Source organism: Hymenobacter koreensis, assembly GCF_039541855.1.
In the GTDB taxonomy this organism is placed as follows: Bacteria; Bacteroidota; Bacteroidia; order Cytophagales; family Hymenobacteraceae; genus Solirubrum; species Solirubrum koreensis.
Genome location: NZ_BAABHA010000004.1, coordinates 67,182 through 92,702 on the forward strand (window position 1 = coordinate 67,182; position 25,521 = coordinate 92,702).

Genomic DNA, 25,521 nt, shown 5'->3' on the forward strand with positions numbered 1-25,521 from the left:
GTTTTACAGCTATCTATTTACCAAAAAGCCCCTTCATCGTACGATGAAGGGGCTTTTTGGTAATTTCACTGTTTTACAGCACGCACGAAAACCAACTCAAGAAGCCATTTGGTTGCAGCCCCGGATATCGGAGTTGTCCAAGCGGCCCAGCACTTCAAAGGAGCCATCGGGGTGGCGGCGGGCTAGGTCGCGAGTTTCTAGGAAAGCGCAGCTGTCCACGTTGGCGAGGTCGATAACATTGATGGCGCCCGCCATGCGGTTTTCATCCACCGAAAACGGGTCCGACGGGTCGCGCAGGAGTATGCGCAGCTGCGGAGGGGCCCAAAAGCGGCCTTCGCCATTGCTGTACGCCTGGGAAAGCAGCTCCGTCATACCGTATTCGGAGTGAATGGGCATGGGGCCGAAACCGGCTTGCAACTCGGCGTGCAGCTCTTCCCGAATCATTTCGCGGCGCCGGCCCTTCATGCCGCCGGTTTCCAGCACGGCATCCAGCTGGCGCAGTTCGGGCGCATTGGCGTGGTCCTGAATTAAATCGAGCAAGGCGTAGGATACGCCGATGAGCATTAGGCGCCGGCCGGGGTCTTGGCGGGCTTCGCGAATGGCTTGAAGAAGCGCTGCGTGGTTGTGCAGAAAAAAAGCGGGCCGCACAGTTTGCCCCGATTCGCGCACGAAAAACTCGACCATTGCGACCAACGACGATTGTCCCTGTTCCAAATACGAAGGCAACAAGGCCAGGAAAGTCCAGTCCCGCAGCGGCCCGTAGGACTGCTCAAAAATGCGCGCGGCGTTCTGGCGGTACAGCTGTGGGTCGCGCACGAGGTGGCGGCTGCGCTGCTGCCGGGTCGTTCCGCTGCTCAAAAACTCTTCCTGTGACTGCCAGGCATCGGCGGGCTCAGCGGTTATTACTTCGTGGCTTTTAAAGAATTCAATGGGCAGGAAAGGTATATCGGCTACGCGCCGCACGCTTTCCACGGTGCGCCCCAACAGCTTCAGCCAGTGGCTGTAGGGCGCGCAGTGCACCGCCTGGTGCCGAAACAGGCGCAACGCCAGGGCATCGGCAGAAGCGGACGTAAGGTTGGCCAGCTCGCGCAAGTAATCGGGGCGGAAACTCATTCGGCGGCGGTGTAGTTTGCGAAGTAGCATAACAATCCGTTCGCGGTTGCGTTGGAAATACGTACTTTCCAGCAACCAGCCGGGACGCAACGTTCTTCCCCGTTTTTGCCTCTTACTGCTATGATGCGCACACGCTTACTCACTGGATTTGTGGTTTTGTTGGGGCTGATGGCTACTTCCTGCCTAAAGCCCCCGGAATACCCCGAAACGCCGTCGATTGAATTCAAGAGCGTACGGGTGGAGCGCATTACGCCTACCGATGGCAGTACTCCTTTCTTCAAGCCGATTGTAACGATTTCGTTTAAGGACGGCGACGGTGACCTGGGTATTCCCGATAACCAGCAGACCTATGCCCCGCCCTTCGACTACAATTACTTCATCGAAATCTTCATCCGCAACCCGCAGTCGGGCGCTTTTGAGCCGCTGATTCCAGGTAGTACCGGGGTATACGACAGCCGTTTTCCCCCGCTGGCTCCTACCGAAGACAAAAAAGCACCCCTGCGTGGCGACCTGGAGTTCAGCGTTAACTCTAACTTCAACGTGGTTACCTATACCGGTGCTCAGCTGCGCTTCACGGTACGTATCCGTGACCGGGCCCTCAACGAAAGCAACACGATTACAACGGATATTCTGACGCTGCGTTAGGCATTTCGCTGCGACCTTCACATAACCGCCCCCGCCGGCCGAAGCCAGCGGGGGCGGTTTTTGTGTGGAAAGCCCCTAGTAAATGTTCGGGAAACGCTCGGGCTCGGCCTCCTGCATCAGCTCATACACCACGTCGAACACGTCTTCGGCGTTAGGCTTGGAGAAGTAGTCACCGTCGGATCCGTAAGGCGGGCGGTGGGCCTGCGCGGCCAAGCAGCGCGGCTGCGAGTCGAGGAAGCGGAAGGCGCCTTGCTCGTCGAGCACCTGCTGTAGCATGTAGGCAGTAGCACCACCGGGCACGTCTTCGTCGGCGAAGAGCACGCGGTTCGTTTTCTTGATCGACTCCAGAATCTGGGCCTCGCGGTCGAAGGGAAGCAGGGTTTGCACGTCCACTACTTCGGCCGAAATACCCACCTGCTCCAGCTGCTTGGCGGCGTCGAGCACGATGCGGCACATGGAGCCGTAAGTGACAATGGTAATGTCGGTGCCTTCGCGCAGCACCTCGGGCACGCCCAGCGGCACGGTAAACTCGCCCACGTTGCTCGGAATGCGCTCTTTCAGGCGGTACCCGTTCAGGCACTCAATTACAATGGCCGGCTCGTCGCTCTTCAGCAGGGTGTTATACATGCCGGCGGCCTGGGTCATGTCGCGCGGCACGCACAGGTGCATGCCCCGAATGGAGCCCAGAATCATTTGCATGGGCGAGCCGCTGTGCCAAATGCCTTCCAAGCGGTGGCCGCGGGTGCGCACAATCAGCGGGGCTTTCTGGCCGCCTTTGGTGCGGTACTGCAGGCTGGCCAGATCATCGGAGAGAATCTGGATGGCGTACAGCAGGTAATCGAGGTACTGAATTTCGGTGATGGGGCGCAGGCCGCGCATGGCAGCGCCAATGCCTTGACCCACAATGGTGCACTCGCGAATACCGGTATCGGTGATGCGCAGCTCGCCGAATTTCTCCTGCAAGCCGGCAAAGGCTTGGTTCACGTCGCCGATGCGGCCCACGTCTTCGCCGATGGCAAACACGCGCGGGTCGCGGGTAAACATGGCATCGAAGCAGGCTTGCAGCACCTCGCGGCCGTCCACCTGCGGGGCGTCGGCGGCAAACTCGGCTTTTACTTCCTCCACCTGCAGCGCCGATTCTTCGCTCTGGCTGAACAGGTGCGAGTTGTAGCGGTCGGCGTTTTCAGCCACGGCTTGTTCCAGCCAACGGCGCAGCTCCCCTCGGGCGGCAGAGCGTTTCACGTCGCGCACCTGGCGCAGGGCGCGGCGGGCTGAGCGCACCAAATCGGCCCGAATGGGCGTGGGGTTGTGCTGAAGCTGGTGAATGAGTTCGTGCAGCTCGTTCTGGCGGCCCGTTTCGGCGGCGAGGTCCTCCAGCAGCTTTGCGCATTCGTCGCGCTCGGCTTTAATGGGGTTGAAGAAGGCGTCCCAGGCGGCGGCGCGGGCTTTGCGCACTTCCTCCTTGGCTTCGGCTTCAATCTGGTCGAGCTCGGCTTCGGTGGCGTGTCCTTCTTGCAGCAACCACAGGCGCATCTGGCGCATGCAGTCAAACTCCTGCTCCCAGGTGAGGCGGTCCTTGCTCTTGTACCGCTCGTGCGAGCCGCTGGTGGAGTGGCCCTGCGGCTGGGTTACTTCGGTTACGTGAATGAGCACTGGCACGTGTTCCCGGCGGCAGACCTCGGCGGCGCGCTGGTAAGTGTCTACCAGCGTGGGGTAATCCCAGCCACGCGCTACAAAAATTTCGAAGCCGTCCTGGCCTTCGCCTTCGCGCTGGAAGCCTTTCAGGATTTCGGAAATGTTCTGCTTGGTGGTCTGGTACTCGGCGGGCACCGAAATGCCGTAGTGGTCGTCCCACACGCTCACCAGCATGGGAATTTGCAGCACGCCGGCGGCATTAATGGCCTCAAAGAACATTCCCTCGGAGGTACTGGCATTGCCAATGGTACCGAAAGCTACTTCGTTGCCCGAGCGCGAGAACTGCGTGAACTGGTGGAGCTCAGGATTCTGGCGGTACAGCTTGGAAGCGTAGGCCAAACCCACGAGGCGCGGCATTTGGCCGCCGGTGGGCGAAATATCGGCCGAGGAATTCTTGAGGTCGGCGAGGTTGCGGAAGTTACCGTCTTCGTCGAGGGAGCGGGTGGCAAAGTGGCCGTTCATGGCGCGGCCGGCCGTGGCGGGCTCGGCTTCCACGTCGGGGTGGGCGTAAAGCTGGGCGAAGTACTGCTGCAAAGTCAGCTCGCCAATGGCCAGCATGAAGGTTTGGTCGCGGTAGTAGCCCGAGCGGAAGTCGCCGGCTTGAAAAGCGCGGGCCATAGCCAGCTGCGGCAGCTCTTTGCCGTCGCCGAAAATGCCAAACTTGGCTTTGCCCATGAACACCTCCTTGCGGCCGGTGAGCGAGGCTTGGCGGCTTTCCCAGCCGAGGCGATAATCACGGAGCAGTTCTTCCTTGCTGAGCATAGCGGCGGCCTGAAGTGCAACGGCCGATTCGGCAGTAGACATGCGAGAGGTGGCGGGGAAATAATAGGGGAAACGCCCCGGGGAGGGCGCCCCGTCCGCACGGACGGGCTGGCAAAAGTACGCAAAACCGAGGCTTTGGTATAAAGACCCAGAATGGTGGGGTATACGCAGGATTCGCTTTACCCGGAAGCGACCTGCCTTTAAGGCGTATCAGGTAAGAACGGCTTGCTAAGTATGGCTTGTCATTACCGACACAAGCCCAAATTTTACAATCGACTAGCCGTTTCACCCTGTGTAACTGATGTACTTCCTTTCCTGCTGGCATCGGCATTGGATACGGCATGCGTATATTTGCTAATGAGCCCGGTTGTGTGCCACAGCCTCTCGTGTTTTACCAGCTACCACCCCCAGCCCATGATTACCATTTCTACTCTTGTGCGTCGCGGCTTCGTACTCGCTGCGTTTTCGCTGGCTTGCCTCAGCGCCCAAGCCCAGGGCGTGCTGAACTTCGAGAAAAAAGACCACGACTTCAGCAATGTGGTTGAAGGCTCGGTGGCCACTTACGAGTTCAAGTTTAAGAACACCGGCAACCAGCCCGTAGTAATTGCCAACGTGCAGGCTTCCTGTGGCTGCACCACCCCCGACTGGACCAAAACGCCCGTATTGCCCGGCAAAAGCGGCTTTATTCGGGCTTCCTACAACAGCGCTGGCCGGCCCGGCCAGTTCAACAAAACGGTAACGGTAACCAGCAACGCCAAGGAAACCAGCACCATGCTTACCATTAAGGGTACCGTGCTGACCAAAGACGAAATGCGGCCCAAGTACACCGAAGCCGAGCTGGCTAAGTCGCCCAAAATGGTGCTCGACCGCGCTGCACACGACTTTGGCAAGTTCGAATCGGGCCAGACGCCCACGGCGCGCTTCACGGTGAAAAACACCGGCAAAAGCCCTCTGGAACTGACTTCGGTTACCTCGAACTGCTACTGCGTGAGCTTTAAAACGGCCCCCAAGGCCATTGCTCCCGGTCAATCGGCTACGGTGGAGCTGCAGTACGCCCAGCGCCAACTGGGCCAAACCACCGAAACAGTTACGCTGCACTCGAATGACATTACCGGCCCCGACGCCAAGGTTACCCTGAAAGCCACCGTGGTGCAGAGCCTTTCGCAGCAAAGCATGCTGAAAGAAGGCGGCGCTGCCGTACCATTTAAATAACAACTGCTGAATTTGCGGGCTTGTTATTCGTCGTCAGGTCCACCAAACATTCAGATAAACAGATTTTTACCCGTGCCGCGGCTTTCCAGTCGCGGCACGGGTTGTTTTAGGGCCGGGGCATCTGGCGGGAAGTTTGCAGACGGCGCTTTCGGCTTCTCTCAACGGCCTCCCTCCTATGCGTTACGCTCTACTTGCATTGGCCGGCGCTGCGGCCCTCCTCGGGGCCTGCACCCGAAACATTTACGTGCCCCAGGCCACGCCGCAGCTGGGCCTGCAGCTGCGGGTAAAACTGCCCGTGATGAATGCCAATACCGCGCTGGATACCGTGCGTACGGTATTGGAGCTGGTCAACAACAACGATGAACCCTACGTGGTATCGAGCCCGGCCCGGCCGCAGGCCAGTTTGCCAGTGGTGCAGGTAGACGGCCGTATTGTGCCGTGGGAGTTGCGCCAAAAACGCGGCAAGGACCGCCGCATTACCATTCCCGCCCACGGCACCTACCGCACCACGTACGATTTACCGCTGAGCTTTTACGCCGGCGGCAACCGCCTGCCACAGGGCAACCAACGTCAGATTCAGGTGTTTTATCACGGCCGCGTGTACGGCCCGAAAGGCCAGAAGGCCACGCGCCTGGAAATTCCCAGCAACAAGCTCGCCTTTTAAGTCGGGTCCGGTTCGGGTTTACGCGGCGGCGGTGCGTATATTTGCGGCCGTTTTCCCCGTCATTTCACCTCTCGTTTCTTCCCCATGATCATCGGCGTACCGAAGGAAATAAAGAACAACGAAAACCGTGTGGGCCTGACCCCCGCCGGCGCAGCTGAATTCCGCAAAGCGGGCCACACCGTGTACGTGCAAAGCACGGCCGGCGAAGGCTCGGGCTTCTCCGACGCCGAGTACGAGCAAGCTGGTGCCCAAATGCTGCCCACCATTGAGGAAGTGTACGCACAAGCCGAAATGATTGTGAAGGTGAAGGAGCCGATTGCGGTGGAGTATCCCCTCATCAAGGAAGGCCAGCTGCTGTTCACCTACTTCCACTTTGCCTCGAGCGAGGAGTTGACCCACGCCATGATTGAGCGGAAGGCTACTTGCTTGGCTTACGAAACCGTAGAGCGCACCGACCGTTCGCTGCCCCTGCTCGTGCCTATGAGCGAAGTAGCCGGCCGCATGGCCCCGCAGGAAGGCGCTAAGTATCTGGAGAAGCCCCTGAAAGGTCGCGGCATTCTGCTGGGTGGCGTACCCGGTGTTCGTCCGGCCCACGTGCTCATTTTGGGCGGTGGTGTGGTAGGCACGAACGCCGCCAAAGTTGCTGCCGGCTTCGGTGCCCAGGTGACCATCATGGACATCAGCCTGAACCGCCTGCGCGAGCTGGACGACATCATGCCGAAGAACGTGGTTACGGAATACTCGAACGAGTACAACATCCGCACCGCCATTAAATCGGCCGACCTCATCATCGGTGCCGTGCTGATTCCGGGTGCTAAGGCTCCCCACCTCATCACGCGCGACATGCTGAAGGACATGAAGCCCGGTACCGTATTGGTAGACGTGGCCGTGGACCAGGGCGGCTGCATCGAAACCTGCAAGCCCACCACCCACGAAAACCCCACCTTCATCATCGACGACGTAGTTCACTACTGCGTAGCTAACATGCCCGGTGCGGTGCCTTATACCTCTACCCTGGCTCTGACCAACGCTACCCTGCCCTACGCCCTGAAACTGGCGAACCTGGGCTGGCGCGAGGCTTGCTTGCGCGACGACGCTTTGCGCCTCGGCCTGAACGTGGTAAACGGCGAGGTGGTGTACAAAGGTGTTGCCGATGCCTGGAACTTGCCCATGACCAACGTGGCCAAAGTGTTGCAGCCGGCTCACGTGTAATTCAACTTACCCATTCTTCAAAAGGCCTTCCCGACCCAGTGTTGGGGAGGCTTTTTTGATCATTTGAGTTGTCGTAGTTTGACAGCTTCTTTTACTACCATGCAAGACATTACTTATGTAGGTGAGCCGGTTTCCGACGCGGCCACGTTCAAGCAGCTACCCTACGAGCTGCAAAGCTTTCTGCTTCAGCACAACGGTCTAATTGCCTACCTAGGCGGTATTCATTTTCGGGGCTGCTGCCACGAGCCGAAATGGCATTCCTTGCGCGAGGTGTGGACCGGCGACACGGCCTTCTGCAAAATTTACCCCAAGGTAAAAGCCTCTGACATTCCGTTTGCACAGGACAGCCTGGGCAACCAGTTCCTGCTTCGCAAGGGCGTGGTGTGGTTTTTGGACTCCGAAACCGGCGAGGTGGCCAACCTAAACGTGCCTTTTCAGGTATTTCTAATCGGCATAGAGCGGCAACCCGATCAGGCGCTTGACCTCTCGGCCGTAGCCACGTTCCGGCAGTTGGGCACGTACCTGCAACCCGGCGAGCTATTGGCTATTTTCCCGCCCACATGCATTCAAACCGACGGGCAGAACGTGAAGATTTCGCGCATGTCGGTTGAGTCGCGCTTGTACTCCCTCGCCGACCTCTACCGCCAGATTCGCCGCCTGAAGCCCGGCCAGAAAATCACCGTTCGAACCGACGAGAACCACCCGTAAGTGGCCCGTACGCTGCCCTGGTTTTCACACACGTTCTCCTTGCTGCTGCGGCGCTTTGCGCTGCTGCTGCTGGTGTATGCGCTGCTGCGAGCCATTTTTTACGCGGCGAACTACGACGTATTCGCCGCCGCAGCGGCCAGCGAAACCCTTTGGGCCTTTTGGCACGGTTTCCGGTTCGATGCAGCGGCGCTGCTGATACTGAATGCCCCGTTCCTGCTGCTGTCGTTCGTGCCTGCTTACGGGCCCGGGTGGCAACGCACGTTACGGGGCATTTTCCTGACGTTGAATGCGGTAGGCATTGCCCTGAACCTCATCGACACCCAGTACTTTAAGTTTATCGGGCGCCGCACTTCCGATGAGTTGTTCACCATAACCGGCGACATAGAGCGGCAAGCGGGCCAATTGGTAGGTCACTACTGGTTTTTGCTGCTGCCGTTTGCCGTGCTTTTTGGCCTGCTGTGGTATTTCTACCCGATGCCCGCCACAAATAGCCCAGGTGGGAAAACGCGGCAACCGTTGCAGCAGTTTGCGCGGGGCTTTTTGGAACTGAGTTTGGTAGCCGCGCTGGCGGTGCTCGGCATTCGGGGGGGCTTGCAACTGAAGCCGTTGCGCACCGGCCATGCCTTTGTGCAAACGCCGCCTTCGCTTGGGCACCTGGCCTTGAACAGCACGTTCACTTTCCTTAAAAGCACGATTTCGTACTTCGACCACAACGGCAAGCCCACCCTAGAGCGCAGCACTTATTTCGCCTCGGACAAAGCCATGAACGAGGCGCTGCAAAGGCGCCCAGTTACGGCCGACACTGGCGCCCCGCAGCGCGACAACGTGGTGATTTTGCTGGTAGAAAGTTTTTCCTCGGAGTACAATGGGATTGAGAACGGCGGGCAGAAGAGCTACACGCCATTTTTCGACTCGCTGGCTACTCAGGGCCTCTTTTATCGGGAGCATTACGCTAACGGACGCCGTTCCATTGAGGCGCTGCCGGCCGTGCTGGCGGGCTTGCCGGCCCTGATGGAAAGCTCGTTCATCACCTCCAACTTCCAGACCAACGAGCTGCACGGCCTCGGGGAGCTACTGGGCCGCGCAGGGTATAGCACGTCGGTTTTTCACGGTGCCGAAAACGGTACCATGGGCTTCAACACCTTCGCCGGAAAGGCCGGCATTCAGCGTTATTACGGCCTCAGTGAATACCCGGGTGGCCGCAACAGCCCCGATTTCGACGGCCATTGGGGCATTTTCGACGAGCCTTACTTACAGTATTTCGCCCGCCAGCTCGGCCAGCAGCCGCAACCATTTTTCTCCACCGTTTTCACGCTCACCTCGCACGAGCCGTTTCCGGTACCAGCCCAATACCAGGGCCGGTTTGCGCCGGGTGAATTGCCTATTCACGCTTCCATCGGCTACACCGATTTTGCCCTGCGGCGCTTCTTCGAGGCAGCAGCTAAACAGCCTTGGTACCGCAACACGTTGTTCGTGCTGCTGGCCGACCACACTTCCCAAACGCTCCGGCCGGATTATCAGAACCTGCTGGGGGCTTACAAAACGCCGCTGCTTTTTTTTCATCCCGGCAAGCCGCTGCCCGCTGCCGATGTGCGCCGCATTACTCAGCAAGCCGACGTACCCGCGTCGGTGCTCGATTACGTGGGCATTCCAGCCGGTGCAGCCGATCTGCTGCCCTTCGGCTATTCTGTATTCGATGCCCAGGCACCCGGCCGCGCTCTGTTCCTTTCGGGAGGGGCACATTACCTCGTGCACCGCGACTACGTGACCGAGCTAACGACCGACAACAAAGTACGGCTCTACCCTTACCGCACGCACGACCTGCCCGCAACTCCGCTGCCTAACCCGCCTGCCGACAAGCTGCGCCAGTACGGCGACGAGCTGCGCGCTACTGTACAGTACTTCACAAACGGTCTGCTCGACAACAAGCTGTACCCGCGCCCCAAGTCTTAACGAAGGGCTCGGCTCCTATTGCTGTTCGGGTTGCTCTGCTGCACTTTGGGCAACCTCCAGCAGCTCCAGAGCTTCGGCGTAAGTGGGAATGAAGGTGAGTTGCTGGGTCCGGTTTTCGGTGGGCACCACGCGCCAGCAGCAGTGCTGCACGCCGTTGGTGGCCAGTAGCAGCGGGGCACCTATGGTTTGGTTATACGTGGCAATCTGCATTGCCACGGCCCCGGTAAGCGGCACCGAGGCGGCCTTGCACTCCACCAGCAGCAAGGGGTTTCCATTGGGGTCGAGGGCGTGTAAATCGGTGCGTTTGCGGCGCTGGTTGTAGGTGTGGCCGCGCTCCAGGCTAAGCAGCCCGCGCGGGTAGCCGAGGTGCTCCACGAGGTAATGCACCACGTGCTGCCGCACCCATTCTTCGGGCGTGCACACCACTTGGCGGCGGCGCAGTACGTCCCATATCATGAGGTTCGGGCCCGATTGTGTAAGTTTGTGGGCGAAAGGCGGCAGGTTCAAGGCTTGCATCACCTCCAAAGGTACGGCTCCCGGGAACTACTGCTTCCGCTTTTCGCTCCCGCTCTGCCGTCGTACAGCCTCTGCACGACGGTTTTTTTGCACCCGTTTCTTTGGTTGTCGTTCGGCCGCACTGCCTTCATTAGGTTGTGTGCCTCCGCATAACCTATCTTCTCACCCCATATTTCCCTTCGCCTCCGAAACACCCCTTCCCTACTGCATGAAAGATAAATCCGATATCGTCAAAAACTGGCTGCCGCGCTACACGGGCGTGCCGCTGGAAGAGTTCGGTCAGTACATTCTGCTGACCAACTTTATTAACTACGTGGGCATGTTCGCCGAGCAGTTCGGCGTGGAAATCCGCGGCATCGACAAGCCGATGCAAACGGCCACGGCCAACGGCATTACCATTATCAACTTCGGCATGGGCTCGGCCATGGCGGCCACGGTAATGGACCTGCTGTCGGCCATTAAGCCCAAGGCAGCCCTGTTCCTGGGCAAGTGCGGGGGCCTGAAAGGCAAAACCAAAGTGGGCGACCTGATTCTGCCCATCGCCGCCATCCGGGGCGAGGGTACGTCGGACGACTACCTGCCGCCCGAAATTCCGGCCCTGCCTTCGTTCCGCCTGCAGCGCGCGGTGTCGTCGATGATTAAGAAGCACGAGAAGGACTACTGGACCGGCACGGTGTACACCACCAACCGCCGCGTATGGGAGCACGACGAGAACTTCAAGACCTACCTGCGCCAAATCCGGGCCATGGCCGTGGACATGGAAACCGCCACCATCTTCGTGGTAGGCTTCGTGAACGAAATTCCCCACGGTGCCCTGTTGCTGGTGTCCGACGAGCCGATGACGCCGGAAGGCGTGAAAACGGCCGAAAGCGACAAGACCGTAACCACGAACTACGTGAACACGCACCTGCAAATTGGCATCGAGTCGCTGCTGGAACTGAAAAACTCCGGCGAATCGGTGAAGCACATGCGCTTCGAGTAAGCCTTTGTACCTGCAAGGATAAAGCACCCTGGTCAGCAATGGCCGGGGTTTTTTATGAGCCCTGAGGTCGAATCAAGCGCATGCTGCGTTTTGCCCGCCGCAAACTAGCTTTGCTGCATGTCTCGTTCTCTCCGTCTCGGTGGCGCCGCGCTGTTGCTACCATTGCTCTTCGGCCTCACGGCCTGCCCCCCGGCCCGCTACGCCGCCGACCTCGTGGTCTACAACGCCACGGTATACCCCGTCGATTCCGCCTTCAGCAAGGCCGAAGCCTTTGCCGTGCAGGATGGCAAAATTGTGTTTGTGGGCACGTCCAAGGAAGTTGGGCAGCGCTACGATGCCAAGGAGAAAGTGGATGCCCAGGGCAAATTCGTATACCCCGGTTTTTACGACGCGCACTGCCACTTTTACCGCTACGCCCTGGGCCTACGCGACGCCAACCTGGTGGAAACCGCCTCGTGGGCGGCGGTGCTGCAGAAGCTGCAGGCCCACCGCCAGCAGAACCCCCAGAGCGCGTGGCTAACCGGCCGCGGCTGGGACCAGAACGACTGGGACGTAAAACAGTTTCCCACGAAAGACGAGCTAGACCGCCTGTTCCCCGATGTGCCGGTGTTCATTACCCGCATCGACGGCCACGCGGCCCTGGTGAATCAGAAAGCCTTGGATTTAGCCGGCGTAACGGCCCGTACGCCCATTAGCGGCGGCACCATTACCCGCGACGCGCAAGGCCGCCTTACCGGCTTGTTGGTAGATAACGCCGTGGACCTGGTGTCGGCTAAAATTCCGGAGCCAACACCCGCCGAAGCCGCCAGGCTGGTGCTGCAAGCCCAGCAGGAATGCGTGGCGTTGGGCCTCACCAGCCTCGCCGATGCCGGCCTGGAGCGCGCCCAAATTGACCGGATTGACTCGCTGCAAAAAGCGGGGCAGTTGAAGCTGCGCCTCGACGCCATGATTAGCACCACTCCCGCTAACCTGGCGCACTACCTGAAGCGTGGTCCCTACCGCACCGACCGCCTGACCGTTAACTCGTTTAAGGTGTACGGCGACGGCGCGCTGGGCTCCCGCGGGGCCTGCCTGCTCCACCCCTACCAGGACCGACCCAACGAAACCGGCTTTCTGCTGCAATCGGTAGCCGATTACCGCAAGCTGGCGCAGCAACTGGCGGCCAGCAAGTTTCAGATGAATACGCACGCCATCGGCGACTCGGCCAACCGCGTGCTGCTCGATATTTACGGCGAGGTACTGCAAGGCAAAGCCGACCGCCGCTGGCGCATCGAGCACGCTCAGGTAGTCAGCCGCGCGGATGTGGCCAAGTTCAAGCAGTACGGCATCGTGCCCTCGGTGCAACCCACCCATGCCACCTCCGATATGTACTGGGCCGGCGACCGGCTGGGCCAGGAGCGCCTGAAAACGGCTTACGCCTACAAAGACCTGCTTAACGCCACTGGCCGCGTGGCCATCGGCTCCGACTTTCCGGTGGAGTACCTAAATCCGCTATTCGGTTTTCATTCGGCCGTAGCCCGGCAAGACGCTAAGAACTTTCCCAAGGGCGGTTTTCAGCCCGAAAACGCCCTTACCCGGGAAGAAGCCCTGCGCGGCATGACGGAATGGGCCGCCTGGGCCGCGTTTGAGGACGACCAGAAAGGCACGCTGACCCAAGGCAAGTGGGCCGATTTCGTGATTATGGAGCAGGACCTGATGACCGCCCCAGCCGAGCATTTGCGCAACCTGAAGGTGATTAGCACCTACATTCAGGGCGAACGGGTGTATACCTCGCGCTAAACAACGCCCGGCCTACGCGCAATATTGACGAGGCCAATCCGTCCACACTTTTTACATACCAGCGCAAGCCAAAAAGCCACGCCTTGACAACAGGCCGTGGCTTTTTGGCTTGCGCAGTTAGCTGGATGAGCAAATACTACTGTACCACAACGCGGCGCGTAGCGCGGCTGCCGTCTGCATAAAGGACCTGCAGCTGATAAGTTCCGGCCGGTAATCCACGCACGGCAATGCGCTGCTCGTCGGCGGGTCGGTCCAGGGTGCACACGGCTCTACCCAGCACGTCAAGCAACTGCACCCGCTCGGCGCGCGGTGTGCCTTCCCAGCGTATGTTCAGTTCGTCATGGGCGGGCAAGGGCCATACGACCAAGCGCGCATCGGTTGCAGCGCGCACGCGCAGTACATTGGCGTCGGTGAGACGCACTAAGTTGGTCAACGTCGTCGAACCGGGTAACGTGAAGGCTCCGGCTGCAAGGATGGCTCCGTCGGGTTGAACCAGGATGCGGCGGATGAAACTGTATCCATTGGCAGTAGGTCCATTAGCCGATGAGAAACCAGCGTCCACGCTGCCGTCGGGCAGTAGTCGATTCAGCACATCGGTGCTAGCCAATAAGCGCCCATTAGGCTGCATTGCCAGAGCCCCAATGTTCGACATGGGAAGGAATGTACGCTCCAGCGTACCCGAACTTGAATAGCGCCGCACGCCGAAACTGTTGTTTGTGCCTGCGGCATAAATCCGGCCTGCCTGGTCCAGTACCAACTCGTTGTAGCCCGATACGAAAGCGGTTGAATGAATGGTAAACGTGTTGTCGATGGCGCCATTGGGCAGCAGGCGGGTCAGCAACGTACCGGGTACATATGATGACGTGAGGCCCCCAAACAAAATCTTGCCATCGGGCTGAATCAAAAGGGCGCCGGTCCAGGCCGAGCCAGTTATGTTGGGTTGGAAACCGGCATCGTACTGGCCGCTGCCAGTGAGCCGGGCTAGTCTTTGCGAAGTACTACCGGGCCCACGCACGTTAAACTCGCCACCAATTAATACTCCGCCATCAGGTTGCAGGGCAATGTGACTTACATGGTAGCCTGTGCTGGCCGGGCTGGCAAACGGTCCGAAGGCAGCGTCTAAGTTGCCGTCGGGCAATAGCCGCCCGACATATAGACGGCTCCCGCCGGACAAGCGGCCGAAAAGTCCGCCGACGAGGATCTTGCCATCGGGCTGCTGAACTAAGGTCATTACTTCGGCATCGGCCGAGCCAAGGAACGTGGCATCAAGTGTCCCGTTGGGTAGTAGCCGGGCCAAATTGGCAACGCCTATGCCGTTGATGTGGGTAAACTGACCGCCCACTATGTACTTGCCATCGGGTTGGCGTACCACGTCGTTGATTATCCCGGCGGAGAACTGCCCCGTGTTGTTAACGGTGGTAACAACAGGTGGTTGAAAAGTTGGATCAAGCGCAGGACCTTGGGCGCGGGCGACGACACCTATAATCAGCCCTAACAGTAGTAGGATGGTGCCGCGAAAAACAAAATGAGTAGAATGTTTTATCATTTGAGAACAGATAAGTGGGTATAAATCTGCCTACCATTATGGGCAACAATAAGTTACAACTCAGCTATAACGAAACTAATTAACCTCCACTCTTCTCATCGGCGGAGGGGCCGTAGAGGCCCGGTACCGGAATATCGAGCAAGCGCAGGTACACCGTAAGCTGGCCGCGGTGGTGAATGCTGTGATTCAAGCCCATGAGGCGAATGGCAGTGCTTTTTGGCTGCTCAAAAATCGTATGCTCGCCGCGGTGCAGGCGGAAGTTTTGGGTCATCTGTTCGTCATCGGAGGCTTCTAACGCTTGCCGTAGGGTGGCGCTGTCCTGGTCGAAGCGAGCCAGCAGTTCGGCGTGGCTGGTGGGCGTGGGCCCGGGCTTAGCACCGTTCGGATCGAGGAAGTCGCGCCCGGCAGCTTCGAGGAACAAGGTTTTGAACGAGAGCAGGTTTACCACGTGCGTAGCCAATTGCCAAAGCGTCATGCTTTTGGGGTGCGGCCGGTACTCTGCCTGCTCAAATGGAACGCGTTCAAGTACCCGGCGGGTATTGGTAAGCTCGTGGTCGAGTTCGGCCAGGAAGTTCTGGCGCAGGGATGACGTGTGCATAGTTGGAAACAAAAGCAGAGAAGAGCAAAGCAAGCCGGTAACTCTACCGGGTAGCGGGCATACCAATATTGGGCGTTGCGGGTGGCGGGCCTAGTGTAGGCTCGGCGGCCGGTTCATCGCGCAGCTTCTTACCGCGCAACGTGAGCAGGAACACCAAGCCGAGGATAAAAAACACGATGAGGGCCAGAATGCTGTTGCGCATGGAACCAGTAATCTGGGCTATGACACCAAAAACCGCCGTGCCGATAACGATGCTGAGCTTTTCAGTTACATCGAAGAAGCTGAAGAAGGCAGCTGTGTTGGGCGTGTTTTCGGGAATAATCTTGGAGTAAGTGCTGCGCGAAAGGCTTTGAATGGCGCCCATGGTAAGGCCAATGACCGACGCCAACGCATAAAACGACCACCCGGCCTGCACAAAGTAGCCGGCAATACAAATCAGCATCCAAATGACCACTGCCCAACTCAAGGCACGGGTATTTCCAATTCGCTCGGAGAGCTTAGCAAACAAGTAGGCGCCCAAAATACCAACCAGTTGCAACAGCAAAATGGTGGTTATAAGAGCCGTACTTTCCAGGTGCAATTCTTTGTCGCCGAAAATGGTGGCTACGTACATCACGGTTTGCACGCCCATGTTGTAAGTGAAGTAGGCTAGCAAAAACCGCTTCAGGTTGGGCATGTGTTTGAGCTGGGCCCACACCTTACCTAGCTCATGGAAACCATTGAGCAGCCAGCCCGAATCGGAAACGGCACCGGCTGGACGGCCGGGGTCTTTGGGTAAAATGGTAAAGGGTATTTGCGCAAAGCCAGCCCACCAAACACCCGTCAGCAGGAAACCAATCCTGGTAGCCTCGCCTTTGTCCAAACCAAATTTGTCGTGCCCCATGATGAGCACCAAGCACATTATAAGCAGCAACACCGAGCCGATGTAGCCCATGGAAAAGCCCCGCGCCGATAGGGAATCGTACTTTTCTTCGGTGCTGATGATGGGCAGGTAGCTGTTATAGAACACAATGGAGCCTGAGAAACCCACCGTGGCCGCAATAAAGATGAATGTAGACATGACCAGGGTGGTCTTGTCGAACAGGTACAACGCTGCGCACGACGCGGCCCCCAGGTAGCAGAAAAACTGCATGAACAGTTTCTTGCGGCCCGAAAAGTCAGCCAGGGAAGTAAGGAACGGACTGACCAAGGCAATGAGCAGGAACGCAGCCGAAATGGCGTAAGTCAGCAGCGAAGAACCGGGTACCTGGTAGCCCAGGAAGCTCACTACATCGGTTTCGGGGCTTAGCTCTTTGGTAACACTGCCCCAGTAAATGGGGAAAATGGAGCTGGTAATAACCAGCGGATACACGGAATTGGCCCAATCGTAAAACGTCCAGGCGCGGGTAATGCGCTTATCGTCTTTGGGCACGTTATCAAAGCCCGCATCGGCGGAAACGACGGGGGCTGCGGCTGTGGTCATATAGCTTGGAGGTGAGAGGGTAGCAACGGGCAAACTACGCAGAAATAGGTAGTGCGGCCATTACGCAACCGTTATTCTGGTTTCTGAGGGGCGTGCGCCAGCAGCGCCGCGTATTGCTCGGGCGTGTCCACATCGGTGGCGGCGGCGGCAAAAAGCACCACGCCCAGTTCATCGCCTAAGCGTTGGAGAAGTGGCTTGGCACCTGCTTCGGCTGGTAGCGCTAGCAGTTGCGGCCACACCATTCGGCCAAATACGGCCGGTACACCTACCGTATCGGCATAGCCAGTGGCCACGGGGAGGCCGCTTTGCTGCCAGGCCTGCAGAAGCTGCCGCAGAAAATCGGTAGTCACAAGCGGCTGGTCGCTTAGCAACAGCAGCACAGCGGCAGCGTCGGGGGCCAGCTCTTCCACGGCCTGCACGCCCACTCCTATTGAAGTTCCCATGCCGGCGGCCCACACTTTGTTTTGGACCAGTCGCACGGGCAAGCCGCGCAACTCCGCCGCCAATTCGTCGTGCAAGGCGCCGGTTACCACAACTACGGGGGCGCAGCCAGCGGCCAAAGCCGTTTCGGCGGCATGCCTCACCAAAGTGCGGCCCTGATACGGCAGCAACTGTTTAGGGCGCCCCATGCGGGTAGAAGCACCTGCCGCTAACAGCAGGGCAGCAACGGGGGCGGGTCGTGGATTCATGTTCGGTAGCTGAGGGAGTGCCGCTGCGGGTCGATAAAACAGCCGCTTATTACTTAACAAATCTAGTGTAAGCGCGTAGAGTTAAGGTTTAGGCGCGACAACCTTTTGGCCGGTTTGTAGTCCTGTTACCGACCATCCGCCATTCGTTTCGGGGCCACGGCCTAATTTCTGAGTAGCCTACCACTGCACCTACGCCATGGATAACAAAAAGCCGCCGCAACCGGCCAATGAAAGCAGCGGCCACAACGAGGCCCGCCGCACGTTCCTCAAGCAGTCGTCGTTGCTGACGGCTTTTGCCCTGGCGCCCGGTCCCATCGTAAAAGCCGCCGAAGCGCAGTTCGATGAGAAGGTAGCCGCGGCGTTCGAAAAAATGCCGTTGAAGCTGGAAATCAACGGTAAGAAACACAAACTATCGGTGGAGCCGCGCACCACGCTGCTCGATTTACTCCGCGAACAGCTGAACCTTACCGGCACCAAAAAAGGCTGCGACTACGGCCAGTGCGGCGCCTGCACCGTGCACGTAGACGGCCAGCGGGTGAACAGCTGCCTCACGCTGGCCATCATGCAGGAAGGCAAGAAGATAACCACCATCGAGGGCCTGGCCAATGGCGACAAATTGCATCCCATGCAGGAGGCATTTGTGAAGCACGACGGCTTTCAGTGTGGTTACTGCACGCCGGGGCAAATTATGTCGGCGGTGGCCTGTATTCGCGAAGGGCACGCGGGTTCCGAGGGCGAAATCCGGGAGTTCATGAGCGGCAACATTTGCCGTTGCGGGGCCTACCCCAACATTGTGGCGGCCATCCAGGAAGTGAAAAACGGCGGTCAGAAGGTCTAAAGCGCAGCAGCCATGAACCAGTTTCAATACGTACGACCGACCAAGCAAAACGCCGCCATCGATGCCCGCGCCAAAGACGCCAACGCCCAGTTTATTGCCGGCGGCACCAATCTGCTGGACTTGATGAAGCGCGGGGTGATGACGCCCCAAAAGCTCATCGACATCAATAAACTGCCGCTCGACAAAATTGAAAAGCAAAGCGGCAGCCTGCGCATCGGCGCGCTGGCCCTGAACAGCACTGTATCGGAAGACAAGCAGGTACTGGCCCAGCACCCGTTGCTGGCGCAGGCCCTGAGTGCCGGGGCCTCGGCGCAGCTCCGCAACATGGCCACCGTGGGCGGCAACATGCTGCAACGCACCCGCTGCCATTATTTCTACGACACGGCCCTACCCTGCAACAAGCGCGAGCCGGGCTCGGGCTGCGGCGCGCTGGAAGGCATTAACCGCATGCACGCCATCTTCGGCTTCTCCGATAAATGCATTGCCGTGCACCCCTCCGACATGAGCGTGGCCCTGGTTGCCCTGGATGCGGCGGTGCTGGTGAGCGGCCCCAAAGGCGACCGGCGCCTCGCCTTTGCCGACTTGCACCGCCTGCCCGGCGACACGCCCGAAAAAGACACGAACCTGGAGCCCGGCGAATTGATTACCGCCGTGGAAATTCCCGATAGCCCGTTCACCAAAAACGTGCACTACCTAAAGGTGCGCGAACGGGCTTCCTACGCCTTTGCCCTGCTCTCGGTAGCCGCGGCGGTAAGCCTGGATGGCAACACCATAAAGGATGCCCGGCTGGCCATGGGCGGCGTAGCGCACAAACCATGGCGCTTGGTGGAGGCCGAAAAGTCGCTTATTGGCAAGCCCGCTACCGAAGCCACGTTCCGGCAGGCGGCCGAAATAGCCATGCAGGGCGCCAAAGCCTTCAAGCACAATGCTTACAAGTTGAAAATGGGCCCGAACGCCATAGTGCAGGCCCTGAAAAACGCTACGGCTGCCAGCTAACCGGCCGCATCACTTTGCCCTTACCACACCGCCATGCCCACCAAAGCCAAGCCCGTTACCGGTGAACCGCTTAACCGCGTGGATGGCCGGCTGAAAGTAACCGGCAGGGCCCGCTACGCCGCCGAACACCCCATACCAGCGGTAACGCACGGCGTGCTGGTAACCAGCACCGTTGCCAAAGGCCGCATCAAAAGCCTCGATACCAAAGCTGCCGAACAAGCCCCTGGGGTGCTGGCCATCATTACGCACCTGAATTCGCCCAAAGTACCCGGCTACGAAGGCAGCGTGAACAACAACGGCGCCCGGCTGGAAGGCCAGGAGCACCGCGTGTTTTACGACGACCGAATCTATTTCAGCAACCAGCCGGTGGCCTTGGCCGTGGCGGGCACCTTGGAGCAGGCGCAACTAGCGGCTTCACTGGTGAAGGTGCAATACGAGGCCGGCGCCCACCAAACCGACTTAGAAGCCAACCTCGCGAAAGGCGTAACTCCGAAACGCGGCGAGGATTACAGCCGCGGCAAAGTCAACGCCTACAAAACTGCTGCCGTGCGCGTAGAGGCCGAATACCGCACGCCCGTAAACGTGCATAACCCCATGGAAACGCACGCGGCCATTGCCGCTTGGCAAGGACCGGAAAAGCTAACGGTTTACAACAAGACCCAGGCCGTTAAAATCGCGCAGCAGGACCACATGAAGGCGTTCCAGCTAAAGCGCGAAAACGTGCAGGTATTCTCGCCGTTCGTGGGCGGGGCATTCGGCAGCTCCTCGCGGGTGTGGCCGCAGGAAATGGCGGCGGTATTGGGTGCTAAAGTGGTAGGAAGGCCCGTGAAAATCATGCTGCGCCGCGACCAAGTGTTTAACATGGTGGGCTTCCGGCCACGGTCCATTCAGCAGGTAAAGCTGGGTGCCACCAAAGACGGTACGCTCACGGGCATCACCCACGAGGCGTATGGACTTACGTCGAGCTACGAGCAGTTTACCGAGCGCATTGTGGACCTCACGCAAAGCATGTACCGCTGCCCCAACGTGAACACCGTGTACAAGCTGGTGCCGCTGGACGTAAGCACGCCTTGCTGGACGCGAGGCCCCGGCGAAGCCAGCGGCTCGTTTGCGCTGGAATCGGCCATGGACGAGTTGGCCTACGCCCTGAACATGGACCCGTTGGCCCTGCGCCTGAAAAACTACGCCGACACCGATCCGGCCGAAAACCACCCATGGTCGACCAAGTTCCTGCGCGAGTGTTACGAGCAGGGTGCCGCGCGTTTCGGCTGGAGCAAGCGCAACCCCGCACCCGGCGCCACGCGCGACGGCGACTGGCTGGTGGGCCAAGGCATGGCCACGGGCATGTACCACGCCAACCGCCGCCCGGCTTCGGCCCGCGCCCTGCTGCGCGCTAACGGCACCCTGCTGGTGCAAAGCGCCACCGCCGACGTAGGCGTGGGCACGGCTACCATCATGACGCAAATTGCGGCCGACGCGATGGGCATGGACCCGGCCAACATTCAGTTTGAACTGGGCAATTCGTCGTTGCCGCCGGCGCCGGGGCAGTTTGGGTCGCAAACCACCACGTCGGTGGGCTCAGCAGTGCACGACGTGTGCTTGGCGCTACGGCAAAAACTGTTGGCGCTGGCGCAACAAACCGACGGCTCGGCGTTGCGCGGAGTAGCCACGACGGACTTGATGTTTGAAAACGGAACCGTGGCCCGCTTCAACAACGATGCGTCTCGGCTTTCCTACGCTGACATTCTGAAGCGAAACAACCTGCCCAGCCTGGAAGTAACGCTGGAATCGAAGGGCGGCGCAGAGCAGGAGAAGTACTCCAGTCAAGCCTTCTGCGCGAACTTCGTGGAGGTGCGCGTGCACGCCTTAACCGGCGAGGTACGCGTGAGTCGGGTGGTGTCGGCGCTGGACGTGGGAAAGGTGATGAACCGCAAAACCGCCCGCAGCCAGGTGTACGGCTCGGTGGTGTGGGGCATTGGCATGGCCCTGATGGAAGATGCCATGATTGACCACCGCTACGGCCGTTTCCTGAACCGCGACCTGGCTGATTACCACCTGCCCGTAAACGCCGACGTGCCCGCCATCGACGTGCTCTTCATCGACAAACCCGACATGATTTTGGACCCCATCGGCGCCAAAGGCATGGGTGAAGTGGGCTTGGTTGGTTTCTCTGCGGCAGTAGCCAACGCGGTGTTTCACGCCACGGGCAAACGCATTCGGGAATTGCCCATCACCCCCGATAAGCTGGTGTAAGCCCGCTGTTCAACTTGCAGTCCACTGAACCTAACCGCACTGGACTGATGACCCCTCCCCCGCAATTACTTAGTTATGAGCAATACAACAGCATTCGACGGCGTAGTCGGCGACCGGATGAACCGGGTAGACGGCCGGTTGAAAGTAACCGGCGCGGCTAAGTACTCGGCTGAATACCAGATACCGGGTTTGGTGCACAGCGCCCTGGTGGGCAGCACCATAACCAAAGGGCGCATCAAAAGCATCGACACCAAAGCCGCCGAGCGTGCCCCCGGCGTGCTGGCCGTTATTACGCACCTGAACTCGCCCAAGGTGCCCGGCTTCGCGGCAAAAACCAATCCCGACGAGCCACCCGCCATCGGGCAGCCGCTGCGCGTTTTTTACGACGACAAAATCCTCTTCAACGACCAGCCCATTGCCATTGTGGTAGCCGATACCCTGGAGCGGGCCCGGTACGCGGCGCGGCTGGTGAAGGTACAGTACACGCCCGAGGAACACCGCACGCATTTCGAAGCGAACAAGCAACGCGGCTTCCTGCCTACCCAGGCCAAGCGCAACCCCAAATCGGCGCAAAACGACTACGATCGGGGCCAGAAAGACGGCTACCAAACCGCTCCTGTAAAGCTGGAGGCCGAGTACGTGCACACCTCGGAAATGCACAACCCCATGGAGTTGCAAAGCATTATTGCCCATTGGGAAGCGCCCGACCGCCTTACTGTGTACGACAAGGTGCAGGCCGTGAAAGGCACCCAAAAAGCTTTTGCCAAGGATTGGGGTCTGCCAGAAGAAAACGTAAAAGTCATTGCCACTTTCGTGGGCGGCGCGTTTGGCAACGGCTTGCACAACTGGCCCCACGAAACGGCCGCCATTATTGCCGCCAAGGTTACCAACCGCCCCGTGAAGCTCATGCTCACCCGCGAGCAAATGTTTACCATGGTGGGCTACCGGCCTTACACCTGGCAACGCATCGGCATTGGGGCCACGCCCGATGGCAAGCTGGTAGGCATCACCCATGAATCGGTTGGCCAAACGTCTACTTACGAGGAGTTTACCGAGTCGACGCTGCAGCAAACGCGCATGATGTACACGTCGCCGAACGTATCCACGCGCTACCGCATTCTGGGCCTCGACATTAGCACGCCCATCTGGATGCGTGGCCCTGGGGAGGCCACCGGCGCCTTCGCGCTGGAATCGGCCATGGACGAGCTGGCCCACCTGCTAAACCTCGACCCCATCGAGTTTCGGCTGCGCAACTACACCGAGAAAGACCCCGACAACGGCAAGCCGTGGTCGACCAAATACCTGAAGGAGTGCTACCAAATGGGCGCCGAGCGCATTGGCTGGAACAAGCGGCAGATGAAGCCTGGCTCGGTACGCGACGGCGACTGGTTCGTGGGCTACGGCATGGGCGTGGGCACTTTCGGTGCGAACCGCCGCGGCGCCAAAGCCAGCGCCCGGCTGCTGGCCAACGGCAACGTAGTACTCCGCAGCGCCACTACCGATATTGGGCCCGGCACCGGCACCGTAATGGTGCAAATAGCGGCCGATGCTTTGGGTATGCCGGCCGAAAAAATCAGCTTTGAGCTGGGCAATTCCACGTTCCCGGAGGCTCCTTCGCAGGGCGGCTCGGCCACGGTAGCCAGCGTGGGCTCGGCGGTGGTGGCTGCCAGTACTGCCCTAAAGCAGAAGCTACAGCAGCTTGGTGGAGCTTCTTTCGCATCGGCCAAGCCGGAGGAAATTCGCATCAACGGCGGGCAAATTACGCTGGCTTCGAATGCTGCCGCCAAGGTGTCGTATGCGGACCTGATGAAGCAGAACGGCGGGCAGGAAGTGGAAGTTATTGCCGAAGCCAAGCCCGGCAACGAGCGGCAGCAATACTCCATGTACTCCTTCTCAGTCCACTTTGCTGAGGTGCGCGTGCATGCCCTCACCGGCGAAGTGCGCGTATCGAAAATGGTATCGTGCGCCGATGCCGGCACCATTGCCAACCAGAAAACAGCCGGCAGTCAGATGATAGGCGGCGCCGTGGGCGGCATCGGAATGGCCCTGACCGAAGGCGCGGTAATGGACCACCGCTTCGGCCGCTACGTGACCAAAGACTTAGCCGACTACCACGTACCCGTGCACGCCGACGCGCCGCACATCGACGTGGCGTTTGTGAACAAACCCGACCTGCTAGTGGACCCCATGGGCACTAAAGGCATCGGCGAAATTGCCATTATTGGCGTGGCACCGGCCATTACCAACGCCATTTTCAACGCCACCGGCAAGCGCATTCGAGAGCTGCCGGTTACGCCGGATAAGCTGATTTAGGTAGTAATTCAGCGGGCAAAGCGTTCCGGTTGGGCTCATCATGACCCCGGCCGGAACGCTTTTTCTGTTGCTGTAATCGTAGCTGTCAGCCGGAACTGCCACCCCGCAATTGGTGGTGCAAAGGGTTACTTTTGCTTGCTCTAGTTCTGCCGCCGTTGCTGAAAACGACCGTCCCCCGCCCCTCCCGCTGGCCCGACCCGCTACCGCAGTTGCTGTTTCTGCTGCGTTGGCTGCTGCTGTGCACCTTGGTTAGCGTGCTGGCCGGTACCGCTTCGGCAGTGTTCCTGGTTAGTCTGGATTGGGTTACCCGCTACCGCGAGGCGCACCCTTGGTTGGTGCTGCTGCTTCCCGTGGGCGGCCTGTTGGTTGGGTTAATGTACCAGTACTTCGGCCAGAGCGTAGCCAAAGGCAACAACCAGCTGCTGGAAGAAATCCACCAGCCCCGCGACGTTATTCCCCTGCGCATGGCCCCGCTGGTGCTTCTCGGTACCCTGCTCACGCACCTGGTAGGCGGCTCGGCTGGGCGCGAGGGTACGGCCGTGCAAATGGGCGGTGCCTTGGCCGATCAGCTCACCAAATGGCTTCCCCGTGCGTTGCGTCTGCGCCCCCGCGACCGGCGCCTGCTGCTGGTGGCGGGCATCAGCGCGGGGTTTGCCTCGGTATTCGGTACGCCGCTGGCTGGGGCCGTCTTCGGCCTGGAGGTTTTTCTGATGGGGCGCCTGCGCTACGATGCCCTGCTGCCGAGCTTTCTGGCTGCATTTGGGGCCGATTGGGTGACGCAAGCCTGGGGCGTGGGGCATACGCACTACGCTATTCCCGTAGTGCCCTCTTTTTCACCCTCCACCCTTGCCGTTACGCTGGCGGCGGGCGTGCTGTTCAGCATAACGGCGCGGGGCTTTGTGGCTTGCGCGCACATACTGGTAAACGCGTTCAAACGCTTCATTGCGTGGCCACCGCTACGCCCTGCCGTGGGCGGCGCGCTGCTGCTGGCGGCTGCGTGGCTGCTGAGCATCAGCGCCGTACCCGATATTACCCGGTACCTGGGGCTGGGCGTGCCTACCATTGTGGCCGCATTTGAAGCTCCCCTGCCCTGGTATGCCTTCGGACTGAAATTGCTGATCACCTCGCTCACGCTGGGCTCGGGTTTTAAGGGAGGCGAGGTAACTCCGCTGTTCTTTATTGGGGCGGCGTTGGGCAGTGCCTTGGCTTGGGTGTTGCCGTTGCCCGTGGCGCTGCTGGCGGGCATGGGCTTTGTGGCGGTGTTTGCCGGTGCAGCCAATACGCCTCTGGCGTGCATTCTGATGGGCATGGAGCTTTTCGGCACGGGCAGCGTGGGCTACATAGCCTTGGCCTGCGTGGTGGCCTATCTGTTTTCGGGGCACCGGGGCATTTACGGCGCTCAGGTAATAGGTGAAGCCAAACACCCCCGCCTCGGTCGTGAGACCGGAAGGAGCCTGCAACATTTGTCTTAATGCCGCGCCCGTCAGGGGCCCGGTCCTGCGCCGGAAGCGGCTTGGTGCCCTGACGGGCGCGGCACATATCAAAGCCTGGCAATTTTCCATCACATCATTATGCGACGGCCTGC

Annotated in this window: 20 protein-coding genes; 13 read left to right on the forward strand and 7 right to left on the reverse strand. The window is 59.6% G+C overall.

Going from position 1 to position 25,521, the window contains the following annotated elements; translation table 11 throughout:
- Positions 1-96: 96 nt before the first annotated feature.
- The gene (locus ABD903_RS09170; protein ID WP_345223492.1) at positions 97-1,113 is read right to left on the reverse strand and encodes an acyl-CoA synthetase family protein; all 1,017 of its coding nucleotides are present in this window, start codon (positions 1,111-1,113) and stop codon (positions 97-99) included.
- A 120-nt stretch (positions 1,114-1,233) separates the two neighbouring features.
- Between ABD903_RS09170 and ABD903_RS09175 the strand changes: the two genes are divergently transcribed.
- Positions 1,234-1,758 (forward strand): hypothetical protein, encoded by a 525-nt coding sequence (locus tag ABD903_RS09175; protein ID WP_345223494.1) that lies wholly within the window; start codon positions 1,234-1,236, stop codon positions 1,756-1,758.
- 75 nt (positions 1,759-1,833) lie between these two features.
- Here ABD903_RS09175 and ABD903_RS09180 read toward each other — a convergent pair whose 3' ends face one another.
- Positions 1,834-4,257 (reverse strand): alpha-ketoacid dehydrogenase subunit alpha/beta, encoded by a 2,424-nt coding sequence (locus tag ABD903_RS09180; RefSeq protein ID WP_345223496.1) that lies wholly within the window; start codon positions 4,255-4,257, stop codon positions 1,834-1,836.
- 372 nt (positions 4,258-4,629) lie between these two features.
- On the opposite strand from ABD903_RS09180, the gene ABD903_RS09185 reads away from it, so the two are divergent.
- The 5 genes from ABD903_RS09185 to ABD903_RS09205 all read left to right on the forward strand — a co-directional run bounded on the left by ABD903_RS09185 (position 4,630) and on the right by ABD903_RS09205 (position 9,964).
- On the forward strand, positions 4,630-5,427 hold the full coding sequence (locus ABD903_RS09185) for a DUF1573 domain-containing protein (protein ID WP_345223498.1): 798 nt from the start codon (positions 4,630-4,632) through the stop codon (positions 5,425-5,427).
- A 175-nt stretch (positions 5,428-5,602) separates the two neighbouring features.
- On the forward strand, positions 5,603-6,091 hold the full coding sequence (locus ABD903_RS09190) for a hypothetical protein (RefSeq protein ID WP_345223499.1): 489 nt from the start codon (positions 5,603-5,605) through the stop codon (positions 6,089-6,091).
- 84 nt (positions 6,092-6,175) lie between these two features.
- Positions 6,176-7,303, forward strand: coding sequence for an alanine dehydrogenase (gene ald / locus ABD903_RS09195; protein WP_345223500.1), 1,128 nt, complete (start codon positions 6,176-6,178; stop codon positions 7,301-7,303).
- A gap of 99 nt (positions 7,304-7,402) precedes the next feature.
- Positions 7,403-8,011 (forward strand): SMI1/KNR4 family protein, encoded by a 609-nt coding sequence (locus ABD903_RS09200; protein WP_345223501.1) that lies wholly within the window; start codon positions 7,403-7,405, stop codon positions 8,009-8,011.
- The gene (locus ABD903_RS09205) at positions 8,012-9,964 is read left to right on the forward strand and encodes an LTA synthase family protein (RefSeq protein ID WP_345223503.1); all 1,953 of its coding nucleotides are present in this window, start codon (positions 8,012-8,014) and stop codon (positions 9,962-9,964) included.
- A gap of 15 nt (positions 9,965-9,979) precedes the next feature.
- Here the strand turns inward: ABD903_RS09205 and ABD903_RS09210 are convergent, their stop codons facing one another.
- Positions 9,980-10,420 (reverse strand): type I restriction enzyme HsdR N-terminal domain-containing protein, encoded by a 441-nt coding sequence (locus ABD903_RS09210; protein WP_345223505.1) that lies wholly within the window; start codon positions 10,418-10,420, stop codon positions 9,980-9,982.
- Positions 10,421-10,688: 268 nt separating this feature from the next.
- On the opposite strand from ABD903_RS09210, the gene ABD903_RS09215 reads away from it, so the two are divergent.
- Together ABD903_RS09215 and ABD903_RS09220 are read left to right on the forward strand one after the other, a co-directional pair.
- Entirely contained in the window at positions 10,689-11,462 is a 774-nt protein-coding gene (locus ABD903_RS09215; protein ID WP_345223507.1) for an AMP nucleosidase, read from the forward strand.
- A 117-nt stretch (positions 11,463-11,579) separates the two neighbouring features.
- A complete protein-coding gene (locus tag ABD903_RS09220) occupies positions 11,580-13,241 on the forward strand; it encodes an amidohydrolase (protein ID WP_345223508.1) in 1,662 nt (553 codons plus the stop codon).
- A 136-nt stretch (positions 13,242-13,377) separates the two neighbouring features.
- On the opposite strand, the gene ABD903_RS09225 is transcribed toward ABD903_RS09220, so the two are convergent.
- The 4 genes from ABD903_RS09225 to ABD903_RS09240 form a co-directional block, all read right to left on the reverse strand.
- Positions 13,378-14,787 (reverse strand): T9SS type A sorting domain-containing protein, encoded by a 1,410-nt coding sequence (locus tag ABD903_RS09225; protein ID WP_345223510.1) that lies wholly within the window; start codon positions 14,785-14,787, stop codon positions 13,378-13,380.
- A gap of 79 nt (positions 14,788-14,866) precedes the next feature.
- Positions 14,867-15,385 (reverse strand): DinB family protein, encoded by a 519-nt coding sequence (locus ABD903_RS09230; RefSeq protein ID WP_345223512.1) that lies wholly within the window; start codon positions 15,383-15,385, stop codon positions 14,867-14,869.
- A 43-nt stretch (positions 15,386-15,428) separates the two neighbouring features.
- Positions 15,429-16,847, reverse strand: coding sequence for an MFS transporter (locus tag ABD903_RS09235; protein WP_345223514.1), 1,419 nt, complete (start codon positions 16,845-16,847; stop codon positions 15,429-15,431).
- Positions 16,848-16,918: 71 nt separating this feature from the next.
- On the reverse strand, positions 16,919-17,536 hold the full coding sequence (locus ABD903_RS09240) for a nucleotidyltransferase family protein (RefSeq protein ID WP_345223516.1): 618 nt from the start codon (positions 17,534-17,536) through the stop codon (positions 16,919-16,921).
- Positions 17,537-17,732: 196 nt separating this feature from the next.
- Here ABD903_RS09240 and ABD903_RS09245 point away from each other — a divergent pair, with 196 nt between their 5' ends.
- From ABD903_RS09245 to ABD903_RS09265, 5 genes are all read left to right on the forward strand, one after another.
- The gene (locus tag ABD903_RS09245; RefSeq protein WP_345223518.1) at positions 17,733-18,374 is read left to right on the forward strand and encodes a (2Fe-2S)-binding protein; all 642 of its coding nucleotides are present in this window, start codon (positions 17,733-17,735) and stop codon (positions 18,372-18,374) included.
- Between the two features lie 12 nt (positions 18,375-18,386).
- On the forward strand, positions 18,387-19,370 hold the full coding sequence (locus tag ABD903_RS09250) for an FAD binding domain-containing protein (protein ID WP_345223520.1): 984 nt from the start codon (positions 18,387-18,389) through the stop codon (positions 19,368-19,370).
- 33 nt (positions 19,371-19,403) lie between these two features.
- Positions 19,404-21,623 carry a xanthine dehydrogenase family protein molybdopterin-binding subunit gene (locus tag ABD903_RS09255; RefSeq protein ID WP_345223522.1) on the forward strand — a complete coding sequence of 740 codons (2,220 nt, stop codon included), beginning with the start codon at positions 19,404-19,406 and terminating at the stop codon, positions 21,621-21,623.
- A 75-nt stretch (positions 21,624-21,698) separates the two neighbouring features.
- Positions 21,699-23,936, forward strand: a complete 2,238-nt coding sequence (locus ABD903_RS09260) for a xanthine dehydrogenase family protein molybdopterin-binding subunit (protein ID WP_345223524.1) — start codon at positions 21,699-21,701, stop codon at positions 23,934-23,936.
- 131 nt (positions 23,937-24,067) lie between these two features.
- Positions 24,068-25,408 (forward strand): chloride channel protein, encoded by a 1,341-nt coding sequence (locus ABD903_RS09265; RefSeq protein ID WP_345223526.1) that lies wholly within the window; start codon positions 24,068-24,070, stop codon positions 25,406-25,408.
- Positions 25,409-25,521: the final 113 nt, after the last annotated feature.